This is a genomic window from Rhodanobacter sp. IGA1.0 (genome assembly GCF_040208325.1).
In the GTDB taxonomy this organism is placed as follows: domain Bacteria; phylum Pseudomonadota; class Gammaproteobacteria; order Xanthomonadales; family Rhodanobacteraceae; genus Rhodanobacter; species Rhodanobacter spathiphylli.
In genome coordinates, this window is sequence record NZ_CP157948.1 from 479,387 (window position 1) to 500,155 (window position 20,769).

The 20,769-nt window shown below is 67.7% G+C and carries 20 protein-coding genes and 1 riboswitch; of the genes, 8 read left to right on the forward strand and 12 right to left on the reverse strand.

Translation table 11 applies throughout. The annotated features are described in order from the left end of the window. Positions 1-19 precede the first annotated feature (19 nt). The 3 genes from hemB to pyrC all read left to right on the forward strand — a co-directional run bounded on the left by hemB (position 20) and on the right by pyrC (position 3,383). Complete coding sequence (hemB, locus tag ABNK63_RS02030) at positions 20-1,012, forward strand: porphobilinogen synthase (RefSeq protein ID WP_350016553.1); 993 nt, start codon at positions 20-22, stop codon at positions 1,010-1,012. 48 nt (positions 1,013-1,060) lie between these two features. Next, entirely contained in the window at positions 1,061-1,564 is a 504-nt protein-coding gene (locus ABNK63_RS02035) for a hypothetical protein (RefSeq protein ID WP_350016554.1), read from the forward strand. Positions 1,565-2,330: 766 nt separating this feature from the next. Beyond that, positions 2,331-3,383 (forward strand): dihydroorotase, encoded by a 1,053-nt coding sequence (gene pyrC / locus ABNK63_RS02040; RefSeq protein ID WP_350016555.1) that lies wholly within the window; start codon positions 2,331-2,333, stop codon positions 3,381-3,383. Between the two features lie 129 nt (positions 3,384-3,512). Here pyrC and ABNK63_RS02045 read toward each other — a convergent pair whose 3' ends face one another. The 5 genes from ABNK63_RS02045 to ABNK63_RS02065 form a co-directional block, all read right to left on the reverse strand. After that, a complete protein-coding gene (locus ABNK63_RS02045; RefSeq protein ID WP_007808142.1) occupies positions 3,513-4,880 on the reverse strand; it encodes a glutamate--cysteine ligase in 1,368 nt (455 codons plus the stop codon). A gap of 150 nt (positions 4,881-5,030) precedes the next feature. Continuing rightward, a complete protein-coding gene (locus tag ABNK63_RS02050) occupies positions 5,031-6,110 on the reverse strand; it encodes an acyltransferase (RefSeq protein WP_007808141.1) in 1,080 nt (359 codons plus the stop codon). Positions 6,111-6,181: 71 nt separating this feature from the next. Then, positions 6,182-8,017 carry a transcription termination factor Rho gene (gene rho / locus ABNK63_RS02055; protein WP_350016556.1) on the reverse strand — a complete coding sequence of 612 codons (1,836 nt, stop codon included), beginning with the start codon at positions 8,015-8,017 and terminating at the stop codon, positions 6,182-6,184. A 187-nt stretch (positions 8,018-8,204) separates the two neighbouring features. Beyond that, the gene (gene trxA / locus ABNK63_RS02060) at positions 8,205-8,531 is read right to left on the reverse strand and encodes a thioredoxin TrxA (RefSeq protein ID WP_007808139.1); all 327 of its coding nucleotides are present in this window, start codon (positions 8,529-8,531) and stop codon (positions 8,205-8,207) included. A gap of 218 nt (positions 8,532-8,749) precedes the next feature. Continuing rightward, positions 8,750-8,986 (reverse strand): hypothetical protein, encoded by a 237-nt coding sequence (locus tag ABNK63_RS02065; protein ID WP_157582156.1) that lies wholly within the window; start codon positions 8,984-8,986, stop codon positions 8,750-8,752. Between the two features lie 98 nt (positions 8,987-9,084). On the opposite strand from ABNK63_RS02065, the gene ABNK63_RS02070 reads away from it, so the two are divergent. The 5 genes from ABNK63_RS02070 to ung all read left to right on the forward strand — a co-directional run bounded on the left by ABNK63_RS02070 (position 9,085) and on the right by ung (position 14,318). Further along, complete coding sequence (locus ABNK63_RS02070; protein ID WP_350016557.1) at positions 9,085-10,836, forward strand: DEAD/DEAH box helicase; 1,752 nt, start codon at positions 9,085-9,087, stop codon at positions 10,834-10,836. A gap of 148 nt (positions 10,837-10,984) precedes the next feature. After that, positions 10,985-11,662 carry a cell division ATP-binding protein FtsE gene (ftsE, locus tag ABNK63_RS02075; protein WP_007808137.1) on the forward strand — a complete coding sequence of 226 codons (678 nt, stop codon included), beginning with the start codon at positions 10,985-10,987 and terminating at the stop codon, positions 11,660-11,662. Next, positions 11,659-12,648 (forward strand): permease-like cell division protein FtsX, encoded by a 990-nt coding sequence (ftsX, locus tag ABNK63_RS02080; RefSeq protein WP_350016558.1) that lies wholly within the window; start codon positions 11,659-11,661, stop codon positions 12,646-12,648. The genes ftsE and ftsX overlap by 4 nt, the downstream gene beginning before the upstream one ends. 120 nt (positions 12,649-12,768) lie before the next feature. Next, on the forward strand, positions 12,769-13,611 hold the full coding sequence (locus ABNK63_RS02085) for a response regulator (RefSeq protein ID WP_007808134.1): 843 nt from the start codon (positions 12,769-12,771) through the stop codon (positions 13,609-13,611). Next, entirely contained in the window at positions 13,608-14,318 is a 711-nt protein-coding gene (gene ung, locus ABNK63_RS02090; protein ID WP_350016559.1) for a uracil-DNA glycosylase, read from the forward strand. Before ABNK63_RS02085 ends, ung begins: the two co-directional genes overlap by 4 nt. On the opposite strand, the gene thiD is transcribed toward ung, so the two are convergent. From thiD to thiC, 7 genes are read right to left on the reverse strand one after another with little or no spacing between them, the layout of a single operon-like run. Continuing rightward, complete coding sequence (gene thiD, locus ABNK63_RS02095; protein ID WP_238530924.1) at positions 14,264-15,082, reverse strand: bifunctional hydroxymethylpyrimidine kinase/phosphomethylpyrimidine kinase; 819 nt, start codon at positions 15,080-15,082, stop codon at positions 14,264-14,266. The two genes, ung and thiD, sit on opposite strands and share 55 nt — an antisense overlap. An 11-nt stretch (positions 15,083-15,093) precedes the next feature. Next, the gene (locus ABNK63_RS02100) at positions 15,094-16,080 is read right to left on the reverse strand and encodes a HesA/MoeB/ThiF family protein (RefSeq protein ID WP_007808131.1); all 987 of its coding nucleotides are present in this window, start codon (positions 16,078-16,080) and stop codon (positions 15,094-15,096) included. Then, positions 16,077-16,685: a thiamine phosphate synthase gene (locus ABNK63_RS02105; protein ID WP_350016560.1), complete on the reverse strand. Its 609-nt coding sequence runs from the start codon at positions 16,683-16,685 to the stop codon at positions 16,077-16,079. Before ABNK63_RS02105 ends, ABNK63_RS02100 begins: the two co-directional genes overlap by 4 nt. Continuing rightward, positions 16,682-17,452 carry a thiazole synthase gene (locus ABNK63_RS02110; RefSeq protein ID WP_350016561.1) on the reverse strand — a complete coding sequence of 257 codons (771 nt, stop codon included), beginning with the start codon at positions 17,450-17,452 and terminating at the stop codon, positions 16,682-16,684. The genes ABNK63_RS02105 and ABNK63_RS02110 overlap by 4 nt, the downstream gene beginning before the upstream one ends. A 3-nt stretch (positions 17,453-17,455) precedes the next feature. After that, positions 17,456-17,653 (reverse strand): sulfur carrier protein ThiS, encoded by a 198-nt coding sequence (gene thiS, locus ABNK63_RS02115; protein ID WP_007808128.1) that lies wholly within the window; start codon positions 17,651-17,653, stop codon positions 17,456-17,458. Between the two features lie 12 nt (positions 17,654-17,665). Continuing rightward, positions 17,666-18,625, reverse strand: coding sequence for an FAD-dependent oxidoreductase (locus tag ABNK63_RS02120; RefSeq protein WP_350016562.1), 960 nt, complete (start codon positions 18,623-18,625; stop codon positions 17,666-17,668). Between the two features lie 5 nt (positions 18,626-18,630). Further along, positions 18,631-20,463, reverse strand: a complete 1,833-nt coding sequence (gene thiC / locus ABNK63_RS02125; RefSeq protein ID WP_350016563.1) for a phosphomethylpyrimidine synthase ThiC — start codon at positions 20,461-20,463, stop codon at positions 18,631-18,633. A gap of 69 nt (positions 20,464-20,532) precedes the next feature. Further along, positions 20,533-20,633, reverse strand: a riboswitch (TPP riboswitch). Positions 20,634-20,769 lie beyond the last annotated feature (136 nt).

Here is a 20,769-nt window from a genome sequence, read left to right on the forward strand (position 1 = left end):
CCCGCCACGAGACCACGCCATGAGCTTCCCCGCCATCCGCATGCGCCGCATGCGCCGCGACGCCTTTTCCCGCGCCCTGATGCGCGAGCACACCTTGCTGGCCAGCGACCTGATCATGGTGGCCTTCGTGATCGAGGGCGAAGGCCAGCGCGAAGCGGTGCCATCGATGCCCGGCGTCGACCGTCTCTCCATCGACGAGTTGCTGAAGCTGGGTGGCGAATGCGTGCGCCTGGGCATCCCCGCACTGGCGCTGTTCCCGTCGCCCGGTGCCGACGTGAAATCGCTCGACGCCAGCGAGGCGTGGAACCGCGACAACCTGATGCATCGCGCCACCCGCGCGCTGAAGGCGGCGTATCCCGAACTGGGCCTGATCGGCGACGTCGCGCTCGACCCGTACACCACCCACGGCCAGGACGGCCTGATCGACGACACCGGCTACGTGATGAACGAGCCCACCGTCGAGGCGCTGATCAGGATGTCGCTGGCCCAGGCCGAGGCCGGCATGGATTTCGTGGCGCCGTCGGACATGATGGACGGCCGCATCGGTGCCATCCGCGAAGCGCTGGAAGACGCCGGCCACATCCACACCCGCATCCTCGCCTACTCGGCCAAATACGCCTCCGCCTTCTACGGCCCGTTCCGCGACGCGGTCGGCTCGTCGGCGAATCTCGGCAAGGGCAACAAGCACACCTACCAGATGGATGTCGGCAACAGCAACGAAGCGCTGCACGAAATCGAGCTGGACATCGCCGAGGGCGCCGATGCGGTGATGGTGAAGCCGGGCATGCCGTATCTGGACGTGCTGCGCCGGGTGAAAGACACGTTCGGCGTGCCGACCTTCGTCTACCAGGTCAGCGGCGAGTACGCGATGCTGAAGGCGGCCTCGCAGAATGGATGGCTGGACGAGAAGTCCGTGGTGCTGGAATCGCTCACCGCGTTCAAGCGGGCGGGGGCGGATGCGATCCTGACCTACTACGCGATTGATGCGGCAAGGTGGTTGCGCGGCGAGTAGCTGAGGTTAGGAAGCAGCAGAGCGTGTCGATTCTCCGAGGTCACCAGCATGGTCGGCGATGAAATCAGTGAGCCTTCGCCGTTCGGCATGCTGCGCTACGCGGAAAATTACCGACTTGCTGCCGAACGAGTGATTGGTGATTGCAGTCCACTCGAAAGCAGACTGCTGATGCCTTCTTACAATCTCATCGCCCAGTCGATTGAGTTGAGTCTGAAGGCCTATCTGCTCTCGAAGGGCTTGACCAGCAGGCGGCTGCGTGGACCGCTTCTTGGACATAACCTCGATGGCCTGATCGCTGAGGCTGAAGGCCTCGGTCTTAACGACCTGGTTTCGCTCGATGACCTTGATCGGCAACTCGTGTCTAGCTTGAGTAGACATTACGAGACGCATGAGTTTCGCTACATAAGGACTGGAGCCAAGGAACTCCCATTCTGGTCCTTGATTTCTCCGCTGGCGAAAAGGTTCACGCACGAACTGCATGACTATTGTTTGGCGCTTTTGATAGGTGAGGCGGGTGCTCGCAAGCGGATTGAAGCTTGCGGGAAGTTCTAGCGCTGGATCAGAGTCAGATCCAGTTTGCCGTGAGCCTTGATGTTTCCTGAAAGCAAGAGCTTTCGTCTGCCTGTGGCAGCCGAGTTACTTTCTCTTTGCGTGGCCAAAGAGAAAGTAACCCAAGAGAAAGGCCACCCCGCTTCCGCGCTTTCCGGGCTCCTGCCCGGAAAGTTCGCGGTCGGGCTACGGGGTTTGTCGACAGGGCATCCTGCCCTGGCGACAAACTGGCCGGCATCCATGCCGGCCACCCTGCGGGCTTTCCTTCGCCCGCCCGCCGCTGCAGAGGGGACCCCGGGTAAAGCAGCGCGCATCCTGCGCGCACTCTTCAGAAGAGCCGGATCAAAAGCCAAAGCAGAAGCCACGGCAAAGCGGCGCTTTGCTGTGGCTGTTGCTTTCCAGCTTCATCACCGAGTGCGGGCCAGGAAGGCCCGCTGCTCTACCCGGGGTCCCTTGCGCGGCGGTGAGGCGGGGTCGACAGGCCGCGTAGCGGGCGAGCCCATGGATGGACTCGCCTCTTCGCGCGGGCAGGAGCCCGCTCGAAAAGCCCGGCCCCGACTCACGGACTTGCCGGGCAGGAGCCCGGCAAGCGCCAAGCGGGGTGCTCTTTCTCTTTGGTTACTTTCTCTTTGAGCACGCAAAGAGAAAGTAACTCGGCTGCCGCAGGCAGGCGAAAGCTTTGCATGTTAATGGATGCACCCGGCGCAAGCCCGAAGCACCCCCGCGCGATACCATTACCATCTCCGATCGAAGCTCGAGTCCGCCTGCCATGACGCCAACCCGCCTGGAAATCACCCGCCCCGACGACTGGCACCTCCACCTCCGCGACGGCGAAGCGCTGGCCTCGGTGATCGGCCACACCGCCGAACGTTTCGCTCGCGCCATCGTGATGCCGAACCTGAAGCCACCGGTGACCACGGTGGCGCAGGCCGATGACTACCGCCGCCGCATCCTGGCCAGTCTGCCGAAAGGCTCGAGCTTCCAGCCGTTGATGACGCTGTACCTCACCGAGAACACGGCGGTCGAGGAGATCGCGCGGGCCCGGGCCAGCGACAGCGTGTTCGCGGTGAAGTATTACCCGGCCGGCGCCACCACCAATTCCGATTCCGGTGTGCGCGAGCTGTCGCGGGTGTACGACGTCCTGGAAGCCATGGAGAAGCACGAGCTGCCGTTGCTGCTGCATGGCGAAGTCACCGATTCCGACATCGACATCTTCGATCGCGAGCGCGTGTTCATCGAGCGCCACCTGCTGCCGCTGCGCGAGCGATTCCCCGCGTTGCGCATGGTGCTGGAGCACATCACTACGCGCGATGCGGTGGCATTCGTCCGTGCCGCGCCCGCCAACGTGGCGGCCACGCTCACCGCACATCACCTGCTGCTCAATCGCAATGCGATCTTTGCCGGCGGTATCAATCCGCACCACTACTGCTTGCCGATTCTCAAGCGCGAGACGCACCGCGCAGCACTGCTGGAGGCAGCGACCAGTGGCGACACCCATTTCTTCCTCGGCACGGACAGCGCGCCGCATTCGCGCGAGGCGAAGGAGACGAGCTGCGGTTGTGCGGGTTTGTACACCTCGCACGCGGCGCTGGAGTTGTACGCCGAGGCGTTCGAGCAGGCAGGCCGACTGGATCAGCTGGAGGCGTTTGCCAGTTTCCATGGGCCGGACTTCTATCGGCTGCCGCGCAACACCGAACGCGTCGTGCTGGAGCGCAAGGCGTGGGTCGTGCCGGACAGCTATCCGTTTGCCGGTTCGGTGTGCAAGCCGATGCGCGCCGGTGAATCGGTCGCCTGGTCGATGGTGGAGCAGGGCTCGTTCTGATCAGGCGGGCAGAGGCAATCAGGCGCCTTCATCGAAACTGTCCGGAACCTGCGTGTCCGGACTGGCGAACAAGATCAAGAGCGGACCCCACCCGGCCCTCCCCTGCGAGCAGGGGAGGGCGCAAATTTTTCAGTAGGCGAATTCGCGGAATACCGGATCGACGCTGCCGTTCCACGCGCCATGGAACAGTTCCAGCTTGCGTTCGGCCGGGGTCTGGTTGGCCTGCACGATCTCGATCAGCGGTTCGAGGAAGATGCTTTCGTCGGCACCGTGCTTGTTGAGACGGGCGCGCCGCTTGAGGCCGTGGGCGGCGATCTTCAGGGCTTCCTCGGCCAGGTCGCGCACCGTGCCGCCGCGGAATGGCAGCTTCAGCGCATGCTTCGGCACGCCGTCGCGCAGGGCATGGCGCTCGACCGGTGAGAAGTCCCTGACCAGGTCCCAGGCGGCATCCAGCGCTTCCTGGTCGTAGAGCAGGCCGACCCAGAACGCGGGCAGCGCACACAGCCGGTTCCACGGACCGCCATCGGCGCCGCGCATTTCCAGGTACTGCTTCAGGCGCACTTCCGGGAAGGCCGTGGTGAGGTGGTCGGCGAAGTCCTTCATGGTGGCGTGCGTGCCGGGCAGCGCGGCCAGTTCGCCGGTCATGAACTTCTTGAAGTCCTGGCCGGCAAGGTCGAGGTACTGGCCGTTCTGCAGGCTGAAGTACATCGGCACGTCGAGGATGTAATCGACGTAGCGCTCGTAGCCGAAGCCGTCGGCGAAGACGAAGTCGAGCATGCCGGTGCGATCCGCATCGGTATCGGTCCAGATGTGCGAGCGATACGACAGATAGCCGTTTGGACGTCCCTCGGTGAACGGCGAGTCGGCGAACAGCGCGGTGGCGATCGGCTGCAATGCGAGGCTGGTGCGGAATTTCCTGATCATGTCCGCTTCGGACGAGAAGTCCAGGTTCACCTGCACCGTGCAGGTGCGCGTCATCATGTCCAGGCCGAGCGAGCCGACCTTGGGCATGTACTCGCGCATGATCTTGTAGCGGCCCTTGGGCATCCACGGCATCTCGTCGCGGCGCCACTTCGGCTGGAAGCCCATGCCGAGGAAGCCCAGGCCGAGCTCGTCGGCCACCGAGCGCACGTCCTTCAGATGCGAGTTCACCTCGCAGCAGGTCTGGTGGATCGTCTCCAGCATCGCGCCGGACAGTTCCAGCTGACCGGCAGGCTCCAGCGTGATCGAGGCGCCGTTGCGCGACAGCGCGACCGGGTTCTCGCCCTCGCGCGCCACGTCCCAGCCGTAGCGGGTGGCCAGCGTCTCCAGCAGGACCTTGATGCCGCGATCGCCCTCGAAGGTGGGCGGGCGCAGGTCGTCGGTGCGGAAGCCGAACTTCTCGTGCTCGGTGCCGATGCGCCAGGCTTCGCGGGGCTTCTCGCCCGCAGCGAGGTAATCCGCAAGCTGCTGGCGACCCGCGATCGGGATGCTCTTCACGGCACTGGGTATGGACACGGGCAAGGCCTCGCTGGGGGAGCCGACACTATGGGGGCGACGTATGTCGACGAAAAGGGGTCTGGTGGCATACGGGCCGGACGGCATATTGGAGCACCACGCAGCCGGGTACGCCCTGCGCTGGATCAGCTGCTGGCCTCGTGTGCTCGGTCAGGGGGCGGAGTCGGGGAACCAGGCGCGGAGTCGCCGTTTCAGCGCCAGCGCCGGGGCCTCCACCGCATGCCACGAGCACCATGCCACCAGCAGGGTGGTGACGGCGGCCACGGTTGCCGTGGCCGGATACGAAGGCGGCGCCGGCCACAGATGCACGCTGAGCTGTTGCACGAAGTAGGCGTACAGATAGGCGCCGTAGGACAGGTCGCCGAAGCGGGCCGCCGAACGCAGTCCCGGCGTGCTTTGCTGTCCGAACCACAGGGTGAACGGCACCAGCACCGCCCATTGCGCCAGTCGCGCGTGTTGCAGCAGGGCGGCGGCCAGCAGGCAGGCCGCCGCGCCAACCGCCACGATCAGGCGCCGCCGGCTGATCTCGACGGCGTACTGGCGCGCGCAGACGCCGCCCAGGAAGAACGCCGTGTAGAAGTAGCAGAGGTTGTCGAAGCTGTTGTCGCGGGAGTGCCCGGGCAGCGTCTTGACGTACATCACCGCGACCACGAGCAGCGCAAGCAGGCTGAAGATCCTCCGGCGCAGGCCGATGGCGCCGAGCACGGCGACATAGGCATAGCATTTCGCCTCCAGGGGTATCGTCCACCAGCTGCCATTGACCGCCGACAGGATCGCGCTGGCCGGCGCCGTGGCGAATACGCCCGGCAGCGTGTAGTAGCCGCGCAACTGGGCATTGAAGGTGATGAAGCGACGGGTCTCGCGGCCGAAGTAGTCGTGCAGCGGCAAGCTGGTGAGCGCGGCTGCGGCGACCACGATGACCAGGGTGGCGACGATCAGCGCAGGCCAGATGCGCAGGAACCGGCGCATGGCGAAACGCATGATGTGCGGGTCGTGGTACCAGCTCTCGGTGACCAGGTAGCCACTCATGGTGAAGAACATCGCGACCGCGATCGAGCCGAGCGTCATGCCTTCGGCCAGGGTGGCCTCATGCAGGCCGAGCAGCACGAACTGGTGCGAGGCCAGCACCATCAGCGAGGCGACCAGCCGCAGCCCGTCGAAATTGTTGGCATGTCCGCCGGAGGGCGAAGGACGAGGGAGATTGATCACGAAGATCCTTTTCACCGCCATGCCGATGGCTCCGCGCATCGCCCGAAGCCATCGCCACGAACAAACAGGGCCGGCATGGCCGGCCCTGTTCTTCAGCGCTTCATGGAGTTGAAGAACTCGTCGTTGGACTTGGTGTTCTTCATCTTGTCGAGCATGAATTCCATCGCGCTCAACTCGTCCATCGGGTGCAGCAGTTTGCGCAGGATCCAGATCTTGGCCAGCATGTCCGGCTCGATCAGCAGGTCCTCGCGGCGGGTGCCGGAACGGTTGATGTCGATCGCCGGATAGACGCGCTTCTCGGAGATGCGGCGGGACAGGTGCACTTCCATGTTGCCGGTGCCCTTGAACTCCTCGTAGATCACCTCGTCCATCTTGCTGCCGGTTTCGGTCAGCGCGGTGGCGATGATGGTCAGGCTGCCGCCTTCCTCGACGTTGCGCGCGGCGCCGAAGAAGCGCTTCGGGCGCTGCAGCGCGTTCGCGTCCACGCCGCCGGTGAGCACCTTGCCGGAGCTGGGGATCACGGTGTTGTAGGCTCGTGCCAGGCGGGTGATCGAGTCGAGCAGGATGATCACGTCCTTCTTGTGCTCGACCAGGCGCTTGGCGCGCTCGATCACCATCTCGGCGACCTGCACGTGGCGCACGGCCGGCTCGTCGAAGGTGGAGCTGATGACCTCGGCGCGCACGGTGCGGGCGATCTCGGTGACTTCCTCCGGACGCTCGTCGATCAGCAGCATGATCAGGTGCGATTCGGGATGGTTGTACTGGATCGCCTGGGCGATGTTCTGCAGCATCATCGTCTTGCCGGATTTCGGCTGGGAGACGATCAGGCCGCGCTGGCCCTTGCCGATCGGTGCGATCAGGTCGAGGATGCGGCCGGTGATGTCCTCGCTCGATCCGTTGCCGCGCTCCAGCTTGAACGCCTTGCGCGGGAACAGCGGGGTGAGGTTCTCGAACAGCATCTTGTTCTTCGACGCCTCCGGCGGATCGCCGTTGATGTCGTCGACGCGCAGCATGGCGAAGTAGCGCTCGCCTTCTTTCGGATGGCGCACGCGGCCGGTGATGTAGTCGCCGGTGCGCAGGTTGAAGCGGCGGATCTGGCTGGGCGACACGTAGATGTCGTCCGGGCCGGCCAGGTACGACTCGTCGGCCGAGCGCAGGAAGCCGAAGCCGTCCTGCAGGATTTCCAGCACGCCTTCGGCCCAGATGCCGCCGCCGGAGCGGGCGTGCGCCTTGAGCACGTTGAAGATCACGTCCTGCTTGCGGGCGCGGGCGACGCCTTCGTGCACGCCCAGCGACTCGGCGAACTCGAGCAGTTGCGGCGCCTTCATGCGCTTGAGCTCGGTGAGGTTGATCAGGCGGGTGTCGCTGCCCGGATCGGCGTTGTCGTCGTCCATCGGCAGGCCGTTCGGGTTGGGCCGCGGATGGTTCTGCGGACGCCCCTGCTGCTGGTTGTTGCGCTCGCCGCGGTCACCGCGTTCGTTGCGCCGGCGGCGACCACGACCTTCGCGGGCGCCATTGTTCTGGCCGCCATTCGGATTCGGATTCGGGTTGGCCCCGGGCGCCGCTGCCGGGTTCGGTCCGCCCTGGTTCGCGGCCTGGTTCGGATTCGACGAGGGCGCATTCTGCTGGCCGTTCTGCTGGCCTGCGTTGTCGCGCGGTTCCTGCGCTGCGCGCGGTGCGGCAGGCTCGGTCGTGGTCATCGGCAGGCTCGCCTGGGCAGGTGCTGGCGCGGGTGCCGGAACAGGTGCCGGAGCAGGCGCTGGCGCCGCGGCCTTTTCGCCGCCGGCAGCCTTCTCGGCGTTCGCCGCGGCGATTGCCGCGGCGCTGCGCCGGGGCGTGCGGGCGCGCGGCTCGGGCTTGCCCTCGACCACGGGCCTGGTGTCGACACTTTTGGCGTCGTTCGGAATTTTGTTATCGGTATCGGACACGGGCAATCCTCGCGGGGCGCCGTTGAATTACAGGAGGGAGGGTGTGCGTCGCGCGGAGGGCGCAAGGGGACAGGACTGTCCCGACGGACGCGAGGAATCTAGCACCCGTCGTGGTTCGGCGTAAAGCCTCGCGAGCCTGCCGAGCGGCGCCGGACAGGCTGCGGATGACGGATCTGCAACGGGTGGATCAGATGGCCTTGTCGATCATCTGGGTCAGCTGACCCTTGCTGACGGCGCCGATCTGGGTCGCCTCGACCTTGCCGTTCTTGAACACCATCAGGGTCGGGATGCCGCGTACGCCGTAGGTGCGCGGGGTCTGCTGGTTCTGGTCGATGTTGACCTTGACGATGCGCAGCTTGCCTTCGTACTGGCTGGCCAGCTCGTCCAGCATCGGCGCGATGGCCTTGCACGGACCGCACCATTCCGCCCAGAAATCCAGCAGCACGGGGGTTTCGGACTTGAGCACCTGCTCTTCGAAGGCGTCGTCGTTCACATGGGTAATCAGGTCGCTCACCGGGGATCTCCGTGGCAGGGGGCCAGAACTGGCAGGCCGAAAACAATGGGGTGGTCGGGGCGGAAAAACAAGGAGTGACGACGGGCGGGGCCGTCATCGGCTACACTCAGGCGCCCACGAAGCGCGGGTTGAGCCGGAAACAGGTCTTGCCGGGACGGCAGATCTTCATTCCAGCGCAACTCCGGGCACGATTCAAGGGTGGCCTTCCAGGCCGCCTGTCAGACCGCCGGCAAGGACGGCGTCGCGGGAATCTGGATGGCAGAGGTCCAGCGAGCGAGGCAATGCAGATTTGGCCAGGTTTTCCGCCCGCCTGAGGCGAACAGCCGCAGCTGTTCAACGAAGGGAACGGGAAAGTTGACCAAATCTGCGCAGCCGCAGCCGCTGGCACTCTGCCAGGCAGCCTCCCCCGCGTCGCGAGCCTGTTGGCCCTGACGATTGAACGCTTCGCTGCGCATCGCGCACCCCGTCCTGCACCGTTTCGCGCCGAGGTTCGGCCGCCGAAACGGGTGCAGCGCATCACGCCGCCGTCAGGCCAAGGTCCCGAATTCCCCATATGTCCCAAACCGTACTCACCGAAACCTTCTTCACCAACTTCGATCTTCATCCGCTGCTGCAGCAGGGCCTGGACGACAGCGGCTTCACCCGCTGCACGCCGATCCAGGAAATGACCCTGCCGCTGGCGCTGGCCGGTCGCGACGTCGCCGGCCAGGCGCAGACCGGCACCGGCAAGACCTGCGCCTTCCTGGTCGCGCTGATGAACCGCCTGCTGACCACGCCCGCCGTGGCCGAGCGCAAGGACAGCGACCCGCGTGCGCTGATCATCGCGCCGACCCGCGAACTGGCGATCCAGATCGACAAGGACGCGCGCAACATCGGCCAGCACACCGGCCTGAAGACCGCGCTGATCTATGGCGGCGTCGACTACGACAAGCAGCGCCAGCAGCTGAAGGACGGCTGCGACATCATCATCGCCACCCCGGGCCGGATGCTCGACTACCACAAGCAGGGCGTGTTCAACCTCAACAGCGTCGAGGTGATGGTGATCGACGAGGCCGACCGCATGTTCGACCTCGGCTTCATCAAGGACGTGCGCTTCATCTTCCGCAAGCTGCCGCCGCGCGAACAGCGCCAGGTGCTGCTGTTCTCCGCCACCTTGAGCCATCGCGTGCTGGAGCTGGCCTACGAGCACATGCACGAGGCCGAGAAGCTGGTGGTGGAAAGCGACAACGTCACCGCCGACAAGGTGCGCCAGGTCGTCTACTTCCCGGCCAAGGAAGAAAAGATGCCGCTGCTGCTGAACCTGATCGACAGGCACCAGCCGAGCCGCAGCATCATCTTCGTCAACACCAAGGCGGCCGCCGAACGGATCACCGAGCGGGTGAAGCGTCACGGCTGCCGCGTCGGCGCGATCTCCGGTGACGTGCCGCAGCTGAAGCGGCAGAAACTGCTGCAGCGCTTCCAGGAAGGCCAGCTGGACATCCTGGTCGCCACCGACGTGGCCGCCCGCGGCCTGCACATCCCGGCGGTCAGCCACGTGTTCAACTACGACTTGCCGCACGATGCCGAGGATTACGTGCACCGCATCGGCCGCACCGCCCGGCTCGGTGCCGAGGGCGACGCGATCAGTTTCGCCTGCGACCTGTACGCGATGTCGCTGCCGGATATCGAGACGTATATCGGGCAGAGCATCCCCGTCGCATCGATGGACCCCGACCTGCTGGTGATGCCGAAGCCGCGCGCGGTCGACGCCGAGTTTGCCGCGAATGCCGCTGCCGACAGCGCCGAGTTCGGCGACGTGGTGCCGCCGCGTCCGGGCGAGAAGCCCCGGCGCGGCAGTGATTCCAGCCGTGGTGGCGAGCGTGGCCGCGGTCCCCGCAGCGGCGGCGCGTCGCGGCCGCCGCGCGAGCGCAAGCCCGCCACCGAGACGGCCGTCGCCAGCGAACAGCCGGTGGCCGTGGCCGTGCACAAGACCGAGGCGGTCGCCGGTGCCGGTGGCGATGTCGCCGCCGAAGGCACGCGCAAGCCGCGCCGTCGTCGTGGTGGCCGCAATCGTCGCCGTGAAGGTGCGCCGGCCGACGGCGTGGCCACCAACGGCCAGGCCGGCGCCGTCGCCGAGGGCAATCGCGCCCCGCGTGGCGAGCGTCGCCCGCCGCGCGAGCGCAACGTCACCCAGCCCACCGAGAGCCCCGCGCACAGCCGGCCCTCGCGCCAGGTGGCGGTGACCTCGGGCAAGGCCGTCGAGCAGACCCATCCGCAGAAGCCGGGCCTGTTCCGCCGCCTGACGAAGCTGTTTACCGGCCGCTGAAGCCCGACCGGGGCGGGCCCGCGGCCCGCTCCCGTTCCGCCGCGTTCCGAATCAACCGCGGCGGATCGGCGTGGCAAGACGTCATCTTGATGCCGGCATCCCTTATCCTTGCGGTTGATACGAAGCAACGCAGGCTCGGGGACGCTCGGTGATCCAATTCGACCAGGTCAGCAAACGCTACGAGGGCGGCCACGAGGCGCTCTCGCAGTTGTCGTTCGAGGTGCCCACGGGCGAGATGGCCTTCGTCACCGGGCATTCCGGCGCCGGCAAGAGCACCTTGCTGAAACTGCTGGGGCTGATCGAACGGCCATCGCACGGCACGATCAGCGTGGACGGCAAGAGCCTGGCGAAGATCCGTCACAGCGGCATACCGAAGTGGCGTCGGCACCTGGGCATGGTGTTCCAGGATCATCGCCTGCTGCTCGATCGCAGCGTGTTCGCCAATGTCGAGCTGCCGCTGGTGATCGGCGGCATCGCCCGGGCCGAGCGTGCGCGACGGGTGCGCGCGGCGCTGGAGAAGGTCGGCCTGCTCGCCTACGAACGGCAGCTGCCGGCCACGCTGTCCACCGGCGAGCAGCAGCGCGTCGGCATCGCCCGCGCCATCGTGGCGCGACCCAGCCTGCTGATCGCCGACGAACCCACCGGCAACCTCGACCCGCAACTGGCGGTGGAAATCATGGGCCTGTTCGACGAATTCCAGCAGGTCGGCACCACCGTGCTGATCGCCAGCCACGACCTGCCGCTGATCAAGCGCATGAAGAAGCGGGTGATCGTGCTGGACCATGGCCGGCTGGTCGCGGACCTCGCGGCGCAGGAGGTGTTGTGAGCGAGTCTTCCGGATCCGTGCGGGTGGCGGCGGATGCGCCGCAGCGCAACGGCCACAGCCGCGGCAGCCGTTTCGGCAGCTGGCAGGAGCACCATCGCTGGAGTGCCGGCTCCAGCCTGCGCCGGCTGGCATCGCGTCCGCTGGGCAGCCTGCTGACGATCGCCGTGATGGGGCTGGCGCTGGCCTTGCCGCTGGCGTTCTACCTGCTGCTGGGCAACGTGCAGCAGCTCGGTCAGGCGCTGGGCCAGAGCCAGTCGATCAGCGTGTTCCTGCAGCCGGGGCAGGGCGCCTCGCAGGCACAGTTGCTGGTGAAACAGATCGGCGACCGGCCCGAGCTGGCCGCGGTCAGCGTGAAGACTCCGCAGCAGGGCATGGACGAACTGGCGAAGATGCAGGGTTTCTCCGGCGCGCTGCAGACGCTGGACGACAATCCGCTGCCCTATGTGCTGCAACTGCAGCCGCGCGACGGGATCACGGCGCAGGCGCTGGAACAGCTGGTGGTGGACGTGCGCGGCATGCGCGGCGTCGAGCTGGTGCAGGACAGCGGAACCTGGCGCCAGCGCCTGGATGCGCTGCTCGGCGTGGGCAATCGCGTGGTGCTGGTGCTGGCCTCGCTGCTGGCCCTGGCCGCCCTGCTGGTGGTGGGCAACACGGTGCGGGTGGACATCGCCAGTCGCAGCGAGGAGATCAGCGTGCTGCTGCTGGTCGGCGCCAGCGGCGCCTTCATCCGGCGGCCGTATCTGTATGCGGGGATCTGGTATGGCCTGTTCAGCGGCGTGCTGGCCGCCTGCGTGGCGGTGCTGATCGAATGGACACTGGCCGCGCCGGTGGCCCGGCTGAGTCACGCCTATGATGACAGGCTGCAGGTCGGCGGCCTGCCGGCGTGGTTGCTGCTGGCCGTGCCGCTGGTTGCCGCGGCGCTGGGCTGGCTCGGCGCGCGCCTGGTCAGTGCCTGGCAATTGCGCAAGGCGGGCTGGGAGCGGTGACGTGAATCGCAGCGCCGGGGGCGGCATTCGGTGCACTATGCGCTTTCAGGCTTGTGCAGGGGATGCGCTTGCAGGTTCTCTGGCCGGGGATGGCCACGGGTCAAGTGGATGAGCCAAGCAATGAGTACGAAGATCAGCAGCCGTCTGCTCACCGACGCACCGCGGGTGCTGGTGGTCGACGGTTCGCGCGTGGTGCGGCAGTTGATCACCCGGGTGCTGCAGGCCGAGCTGCCCGGGGTCGAGGTGGTCGGTTGCGGCAGCGGCGCCGAGGCACAGCAGGTGCTTGGCGAGGGCGTGTTCGATTTCATCACCATCGCGCTGCGGCTGCCCGACATGGACGGGCTGGAGCTGGCGCGTTTCGTGCGCGAGTCGGCGCCGCAGACCTATGTGCCGATCGTGGTGGTTTCCGGTGACGTCGAGGGACGCCTGCACAGCCGCTCGCTGGGCGAGCACGTCACCGATTATTTCGACAAGTCGCTGGGCTTCCAGGCGCTGGCGGAATTCATCCGCGGCTATGTGAGCCCGGACACCAGCGCCGAGGGTGTGGTGCTGTATGTCGAAGACAGCCGCGTGGTGGCGCTGGCCACCCGCCGCATGCTGGAGAAGGTCGGTCTTACCGTGCGTCACGTGGTCAGCGTGGAAGATGCGCTGGCGCTGATGGAAACCTCGCGCGCGCAGGGCGAGGTGGGTGCCGACGTGGTGCTGACCGACGTCAGCCTGAAGGGCGAACTGACCGGCGGCGACCTGCTCGAACACATCCGCAACGAGTTCGGTTACGGCAAGGGCCGGCTGCCGGTGCTGGTGATGACCGGCGACGAGAACCCGGCCAACCAGGCCGCGCTGATCAAGTCCGGCGCCAACGACCTGGTCGAGAAACCGGTCGAGGAAAAGTTGCTGATCACCAAGGTGCTGTTCCAGTTGCGCGTGGCCAGGCACCTGCGCGAGCACACGGCCGAGGCATGAGCGGGGCGGCGAAGGTCCGGCTGGAACCCTCGTGGCTCGCGCGTATCGGCGACTACCTGCAGCGTCCGGACATGCAGGCGCTGGCGGCCTTCCTGCGCGACGAGATCCATCACGGCAAGCGCATCTATCCGCCCGGGCCGGAGATTTTTTCCGCATTCGCGCATACGCCGTTCGAGGCGGTGCGGGTGGTGATCCTGGGACAGGACCCCTACCACGGCCCCGGCCAGGCGCACGGCCTGTGCTTCTCGGTGCGCCCCGGTGTGCGGGTGCCGCCGTCGCTGGACAACATCTTCAAGGAAATCCAGCGCGACCTCGGCATCGCGCGCCCCGATCATGGTTGCCTGACGCCCTGGGCCGACCGTGGTGTGCTGCTGCTCAACAGCGTGCTGACGGTGGAGGAGGGCCGCGCCGGCGCGCACCAGGGCAAGGGCTGGGAAGGCTTCACCGATGCGGCGATCGATGCGCTCAACCGCGAGCGCGAAGGCATCGTGTTCCTGCTGTGGGGCAGCTACGCGCAGCGCAAGGGCCAGCTGATCGACCAGGCTCGCCACTGCGTGCTGAAGTCGGTGCACCCCTCGCCGCTGTCGGCGCACCGCGGCTTCCTCGGTTGCGGCCATTTCTCCGCGGCCAACCGCTACCTGGAAAGCCGCGGTCAGTCGCCGATCGACTGGTCTTTGCCGCCCCGGGCTTCGCTTCCTGCCGCTTGAGATGAAGACGGCCCATGCTGGCGACCCACAAGCACGGCTCGCACATGGGCTTTCGCGCGACCAACGGCATCGGCCAGCGGATCGCCACGGGCCATGCCGGCCGCGATGCCCGCCGAGAGCATGCAGCCGGTGCCGTGCAGTTCGCCGGTGTCCACCCATGCCGCGGCGAAGCGTTGCGTGCCGTCGGCGGTAACCAGCAGGTCGACCGCTTCCGGCAGCGCGGCATGGCCGCCCTTCATCAGCACCGCGCGCGCCCCGAGCGCGAGCAGGGCGCGGCCCTGCGCCGCCATGTCCGGCTCGCCTTGAGCACACGTCGTGCCGAGCAATGCAGCCGCTTCGGCCAGGTTCGGCGCAAGGCAATCGGCCAGCGGCAGCAGGCGCGAGCGCAGCAGGTGCAGCGCGCCCTCGTCCAGCAGTCGGGTGCCCGAGGTGGCGATGAGCACCGGGTCGATGACCACGAAGGGCGGGCGGCGGCGCTCCAGCTGTCTGGCCACGGCCGCGACGATATCGGCGTTGGCCAGCATGCCCAGCTTCACGGCGCGCACGTCGATCTCGTCGAACACGGCGTCCAGTTGCGCGTGCACCATCGCGGCGGACATCGCCTGTACGGCGCGGATGCCCCTGGTGTTCTGCGCGGTGACCGCAGTCACCGCGGTAGCCCCGTCGACGCCGAAGGCGGCGAAGGTCTTCAGGTCGGCCTGGATGCCGGCGCCGCCGCAGGAGTCGGAGCCGGCGATGGAGAGCACGCCGGCTGCCGTCGTCACGCGTCTGCGCGTCACGACGGCAGGCCGGCGAGCGTCACCAGCGCCAGTTGGCGGTAGCCACGGGATTGCAGCTGTCGGGCGGCGCGCCATGCGCGCAAGCCGCTTTGGCAGCACAGCACCACACGGTGGTTGGTGGGAGGGTATCCGGCAGCGAATTCGGCGATGCGTTCGGCGGTGAAGCGCAAGGCGTTTGCCAGCGGCGAGGTCGGCGCTTCGTCAAGGCTGCGCAGATCGATCACGACGTCACGGGGCATGACGTCATCGACGTCGATGAAGCGCAGCAGCTCGCCTTCGGGTTCGCCGGCATGGTAGAAATCGAAGCCGCCGAACGCCAGCCGGCCGGCGTCGAAATTCGTCAGTCGGCCCAGCGGCGAGGGTTCGATGTCCAGCAGCCACTGCAGCACGAACTGCGCCTGCAGGCTGCCGAGCAGGCCGACCACGCTGCCCAGCACGCCGGTGCTGCTGCAGCTGGCGGCGCGTGCGGGCATCTCGGGAAACACCGCGCGGTAGCTGGGTGCGCCGGCGCAGAAGCCGGCGACGTAGCCGGCCAGGCCGACCGCCGACGCGCTGATCAGGGGCGTGTGCTGTTGCAGGCAGGCGTCGCTCAGGACGTAGGTGGCGGCGAGACTGTCCGCGGCATCGACGACGATGTCGGCGGCGCCGACCAGCGCCGTCGCGTTGCCCGGCGTCAGCCGTTGCGCCAGCGCCTCCACCGCGATGTCCGGGTTCAGGCGCAGCAGCGCAGCGCGCGCCGCGTCCACCTTGCGTGCGCCGATGTCGGCCATCGTGTAGAGCGGTTGCCGGTGCAGGTTGCTTTCTTCGACGCGGTCGGGGTCGACCACGATCAGCCGGCCGATGCCGGCGGCGGCCAGGTAGTGCAACACGGGACAGCCGAGGCCGCCGGCGCCGACCACCAGCACGCGGGCCGCGGCGAGTCGGGCCTGGCCGCTCGGGCCGACTTCGGGCAGGGCGATCTGGCGCGCGTAGCGATCGGTCATCCGCGCGCGCCGGTGAGGGCAACCCAGTCCGCGACGCGGATGGCCGGTTCGGGATGCCGGGTCACATCGCTGACCACGGCGACGCTGTCCGCGCCGGCGTCGAAACATCCGGCGGCGCACTCCAGCGTGATGCCGCCGATCGCCACCAGCGGCAGCCTGCCGACCCGCCGTTTCCACTCGGCGATGCGCGGCAAACCCTGCGGCGCCCACGGCATCGCCTTGAGCGTGGTGGGATAGATCGGACCCAGCGCCACGTAATCGGGGTCACAGGCCAGCGCGTGATCGAGTTCCGCGTGATCGTGCGTGCTGATGCCGAGGCGCACGCCACGCGCGCGGATCGCCTTCAAATCGGCATCGGGCAGATCCTGCTGTCCGAGGTGGATGAAGTCGGCGCCTTCGTCCAGCGCGATCTGCCAGTGATCGTTGACCACCAGCTGCACCTGCCGCGCGCGGCAGACCGCCAGCGCCGCACGCACTTCACGACGGACCTGCGCCGGCGGCCGTTCCTTGATGCGCAACTGCAGCAGCCGGATGCCGAGCGGGGCAAGTCGGTCGACCCAGTCGACGCTGTCCACGATCGGGTAGAACGCGGGCAGCGCGTTCATGCCAGCCACGCCGTGCCCGCCACTGGCGTCGAGGGCACGGCGAAATCGCGCGGCTCCATCGGTTGCGCCTCGAAGCCGGCGCGGCCCGCCTCGATCGCCCGGGCGAACGCCCCGGCCATCGCCACCGGGTCGCCGGCCATGGCCACCGCGGTGTTCAGCAGCACGCCGTCGACGCCCAGTTCCATCGCCTGCACCGCGTGGGACGGTCGACCGATGCCCGCGTCCACGATCAGCGGCACGTCGGGGAAGCGGGCGCGCAGCGCGCGCAGGCCGAACACATTGTTGAGTCCGCGGCCGCTGCCGATCGGCGCGCCCCACGGCATCAGCACGCGGCAACCGGCCTGCAACAGACGATCGGCCACCACCAGGTCCTCGGTGGTGTACGGAAACACCTCGAAGCCGTCGGCGGCCAGTTCGGCCGCGGCCTCGACCAGGCCGAACACGTCAGGCTGCAGCATGTCGGCATCGCCGATCACCTCCAGCTTGATCCATGCGGTGTGGAAGATGTCGCGCGCCATCTTCGCGGTGGTCACCGCCTCCTTGGTCGAGTAGCAGCCCGCGGTGTTCGGCAGCACGCGCACGCCGAGGTCGCGGATCAGCGACCAGAAGTCCTGGCCGCTGCGCTGCGTGCCCGCTTCGCGCCGCAGCGACACGGTGACCACCTCGCTACCCGAGGCGCGCACCGCCTCGGCGAGGACCGCCGGCGAGGGGTAGCGCGCGCTGCCCAGCAACAGGCGCGATGCCAGTTCGATGTCGTAGAGCTTCATCGCTCAGCCGCCCTGCATCGGGGCGAGCACTTCCACCGCATCGCCATCGGAAAGGAGCGCCTGTTCGCGCGCGCCTGCGGGCACGAACACGCCGTTCACGGCGGTGGCGACGGCGGCCTGCCGATAACCGAGCACTTCGAGCGCCTGTGCCAGGTCGGTGACGTGCAGGTCGTGGCTGACGCCATTCACGCGGATGTGCATGCGGGAGTTTCCTCAGGTGTGGTGGAAAATCAGCCGTGCGGCCTGTTGCGCCATGGCCGGGGCCAGCAGGAAGCCATGACGGTAGAGCCCGTTGAGGTACACGTTGCGACCGTGCCTGAGCACGCGCGGCAGGTTGTCGGGGAAGGCCGGGCGCACGCCCACGCCCAGTTCCAGGACCTCGGCCTCGGCGAACGCCGGGTGCAGCGCGTAGGCGGCGTTGAGCAAGTCCATCGCCGAACGCACCGTCATCGGATCATCGCTGACGCTTTCCAGCAGCGTGCCGCCGAGCATGAAGACGCCGTCGCCGCGCGGCACCACATACAACCCGAAGCGCGGATGCAACAGGCGCACCGGGCGCGTGAGCCGGATGTCGGACGAGCGCACGACGATCATCTCGCCACGCACGCCGCGCAGATCTTCCAGCGTGTCGCGCGCAGCAAGGCCGCGGCAGTCGACTGTCCGGTCCGCATCGATGCGCGCGACGTCGGCGTCCACGCCGTAGCGGATCGTCACGCCCATGGCCGCCAGTTGCGCGGCCAGCGCCGGCAGCGCATGACGCGGATCGAGGTGGGCTTCGTCGGGAAAGAACAGGCCCTGGCGGAAACGTCCGGCCAGCTCCGGTTCCAGCGCGCCGATGCACTCGGCATCGATCGGTTCGAAGCGCTCGGTACGCCGGCCGAACAAGTCCAGCTCGCCGGCGTCGCGGCTGGCCGCGACGACCAGGGTGCCGCGCTGCACGGTACCGGCGAAATGGCGCTGCCACCACGCGATGGCGGGCGCGCCCAATGCGGCCACCTGCGGCTCGGCGGTGGCCTGCTCGCACCACGGCGCCAGCATGCCGCCGGCGACCCACGCGCAGGCCCGTGCGTGGTCTGGCGCGCGCTCGACGATCTCCACCCGGGCGCCGCGCCCGGCCAGCTCGATCGCCGTGACCAGGCCGGCGACGCCCGCGCCGAGGATGCCGACGTGCATGGCGGCTACTCCGCGGTCGGCACGTAGAGCGTGGCGCCATGTTCGATGAACTCGCGCGACTTGCCGTCCAGGCCGGCCTGCAGCACGGCCTCCTCCATCTCGCGTACTTCGCGGCGCAGGTCCCGGGTGATCTGCATCGAGCAGAACTTCGGCCCGCACATCGAACAGAAATGCGCGACCTTGTGCGCCTCCTTAGGCAGGGTGGCGTCGTGGTAGGCGCGCGCCGTGTCGGGGTCGAGCGACAGGTTGAACTGGTCTTCCCAGCGGAATTCGAAACGCGCGCGCGACAGCGCGTCGTCGCGGCGCTGCGCTGCCGGATGGCCCTTGGCGAGGTCGGCGGCGTGCGCGGCGATCTTGTAGGTGATGACGCCGGTCTTGACGTCGTCGCGATTCGGCAGGCCGAGGTGTTCCTTCGGCGTGACGTAGCAGAGCATCGCGGTGCCGAACCAGCCGATCATCGCCGCGCCGATGCCCGAGGTGATGTGGTCGTAACCCGGCGCGATGTCGGTGGTCAGCGGGCCCAGCGTGTAGAACGGCGCCTCGGCGCAGTGCTGCAGTTGCTTGTCCATGTTGAGCCGGATCTTGTGCATCGGCACGTGGCCGGGCCCTTCGATCATCACCTGGCAGCCGTGTTCCCACGCGATCCGGGTCAGCTCGCCCAGGGCTTCCAGCTCGGCGAACTGGGCCGCGTCATTGGCGTCGGCGATCGAGCCGGGGCGCAGGCCGTCGCCCAGCGAGAAGGCCACGTCGTAGCGGCGCATGATCTGGCAGATCTCGGCGAAGTGTTCGTACAGGAAACTCTCGCGGTGATGGCTCAGGCACCAGCGCGCCATGATCGAGCCGCCGCGCGAGACGATGCCGGTGACCCGCTGCGCGGTCAGCGGCACGTGCTGCAGGCGCACGCCGGCATGGATGGTGAAGTAGTCCACGCCCTGCTCGGCCTGCTCGATCAGGGTGTCGCGGAAGACCTCCCAAGTGAGCTTGGCCGGATCGCCGCCGACTTTCTCCAGCGCCTGGTAGATCGGCACGGTGCCGATCGGCACCGGCGCGTTGCGGATGATCCACGAGCGGATGTTGTGGATGTTGCGGCCGGTGGAGAGGTCCATGATGGTGTCCGCGCCCCAGCGGATCGCCCACACCAGCTTCTCGACCTCCTCGGCGACGCCGGAGGACACCGCCGAGTTGCCGATGTTCGCGTTGACCTTCACCAGGAAGTTGCGCCCGATCACCATCGGCTCCAGTTCGCCGTGGTTGATGTTGGCCGGGATGATGGCGCGGCCCAGCGCGATCTCGTTGCGCACGAACTCCGGCGTGACGAAGGAGGGCAGGGCCGCACCGAACGCCTCGCCATCGGCCAGCCGGGCGACGGCATCTTCATGCACCTGCGTGCGCGCCAGATTCTCGCGCTGGGCCGCGTAGACCATTTCCTCGGTGATGATGCCGGCGCGGGCGAACTCCAGCTGGGTCACCGGTTGACCTGCTTCGCCCATGCGCAGCGTGCGCTGCGCGGGACACGGCGCCACCAATCGTTCCGCGCCGACCCCGCCGTTGTCTTCCGGGCGGGCGGCGCGGCCCTCGATGGTCGCGAAGCCGCGCGCCGCGATCCACGCGTCGCGCAGCGGCGGCAGGCCGGCGGCGAGATCGATCCGCGCGTCGTCGTCGGTGTACGGCCCGGACGGATCGTAGACCTGCAGTGTCGGCGTCAGCGGGTCCTTCAGCGTGATCTCGCGCATCGGCACGCGCAGCGACGGATGCCCGGGCGGAGTCACGTAGACCTTGCGCGAGCCGCGGACTGGCCCGGTGGTAACGGTCGACGGTGCGGCTGCGGGATGGTTCATGGATCTCCTCCTTGGATGGAGATCCGGGGCGTGACGCTGCAACGGCGCACGGGCGCGCCGACTGGGGCCGCCCATGGTGATTCCCGTTCCTACGCCGGCATGACCCGGATCAGGTTCAAGGGTCAGCTCGCGCTATCTCAGCCCCTTGCGGGGCACCCCTCGGAATGCGCCGGAGGATGGCGGCGGGGTCGAAGGCTGTCAAGCGGATGGCACGACCTCTGGCACTCGCGACGACGGGGAAACCGCGTTCCGATGCGAACGTGGGAGACCCCTCGGGTCGATCGCGACGCGTCTGGACGTAACTCC

What these genes read in the sequence shown, in the direction of transcription:
- hemB (WP_350016553.1), top strand. Translation starts at nt 20, where the DNA reads ATGAGCTTCCCCGCCATCCGCATGCGCCGCATGCGCCGCGACGCCTTT.
- ABNK63_RS02035 (WP_350016554.1), top strand. Translation starts at nt 1,061, where the DNA reads ATGGTCGGCGATGAAATCAGTGAGCCTTCGCCGTTCGGCATGCTGCGC.
- pyrC (WP_350016555.1), top strand. Translation starts at nt 2,331, where the DNA reads ATGACGCCAACCCGCCTGGAAATCACCCGCCCCGACGACTGGCACCTC.
- ABNK63_RS02050 (WP_007808141.1), bottom strand. Translation starts at nt 6,110, where the DNA reads ATGGCGGTGAAAAGGATCTTCGTGATCAATCTCCCTCGTCCTTCGCCC.
- ABNK63_RS02065 (WP_157582156.1), bottom strand. Translation starts at nt 8,986, where the DNA reads ATGCGCAGCGAAGCGTTCAATCGTCAGGGCCAACAGGCTCGCGACGCG.
- ABNK63_RS02070 (WP_350016557.1), top strand. Translation starts at nt 9,085, where the DNA reads ATGTCCCAAACCGTACTCACCGAAACCTTCTTCACCAACTTCGATCTT.
- ABNK63_RS02085 (WP_007808134.1), top strand. Translation starts at nt 12,769, where the DNA reads ATGAGTACGAAGATCAGCAGCCGTCTGCTCACCGACGCACCGCGGGTG.
- ung (WP_350016559.1), top strand. Translation starts at nt 13,608, where the DNA reads ATGAGCGGGGCGGCGAAGGTCCGGCTGGAACCCTCGTGGCTCGCGCGT.
- ABNK63_RS02100 (WP_007808131.1), bottom strand. Translation starts at nt 16,080, where the DNA reads ATGACCGATCGCTACGCGCGCCAGATCGCCCTGCCCGAAGTCGGCCCG.
- ABNK63_RS02105 (WP_350016560.1), bottom strand. Translation starts at nt 16,685, where the DNA reads ATGAACGCGCTGCCCGCGTTCTACCCGATCGTGGACAGCGTCGACTGG.
- ABNK63_RS02110 (WP_350016561.1), bottom strand. Translation starts at nt 17,452, where the DNA reads ATGAAGCTCTACGACATCGAACTGGCATCGCGCCTGTTGCTGGGCAGC.
- thiS (WP_007808128.1), bottom strand. Translation starts at nt 17,653, where the DNA reads ATGCACATCCGCGTGAATGGCGTCAGCCACGACCTGCACGTCACCGAC.
- ABNK63_RS02120 (WP_350016562.1), bottom strand. Translation starts at nt 18,625, where the DNA reads ATGCACGTCGGCATCCTCGGCGCGGGCGTCGCCGGCCTGGTCACGGCG.
- thiC (WP_350016563.1), bottom strand. Translation starts at nt 20,463, where the DNA reads ATGAACCATCCCGCAGCCGCACCGTCGACCGTTACCACCGGGCCAGTC.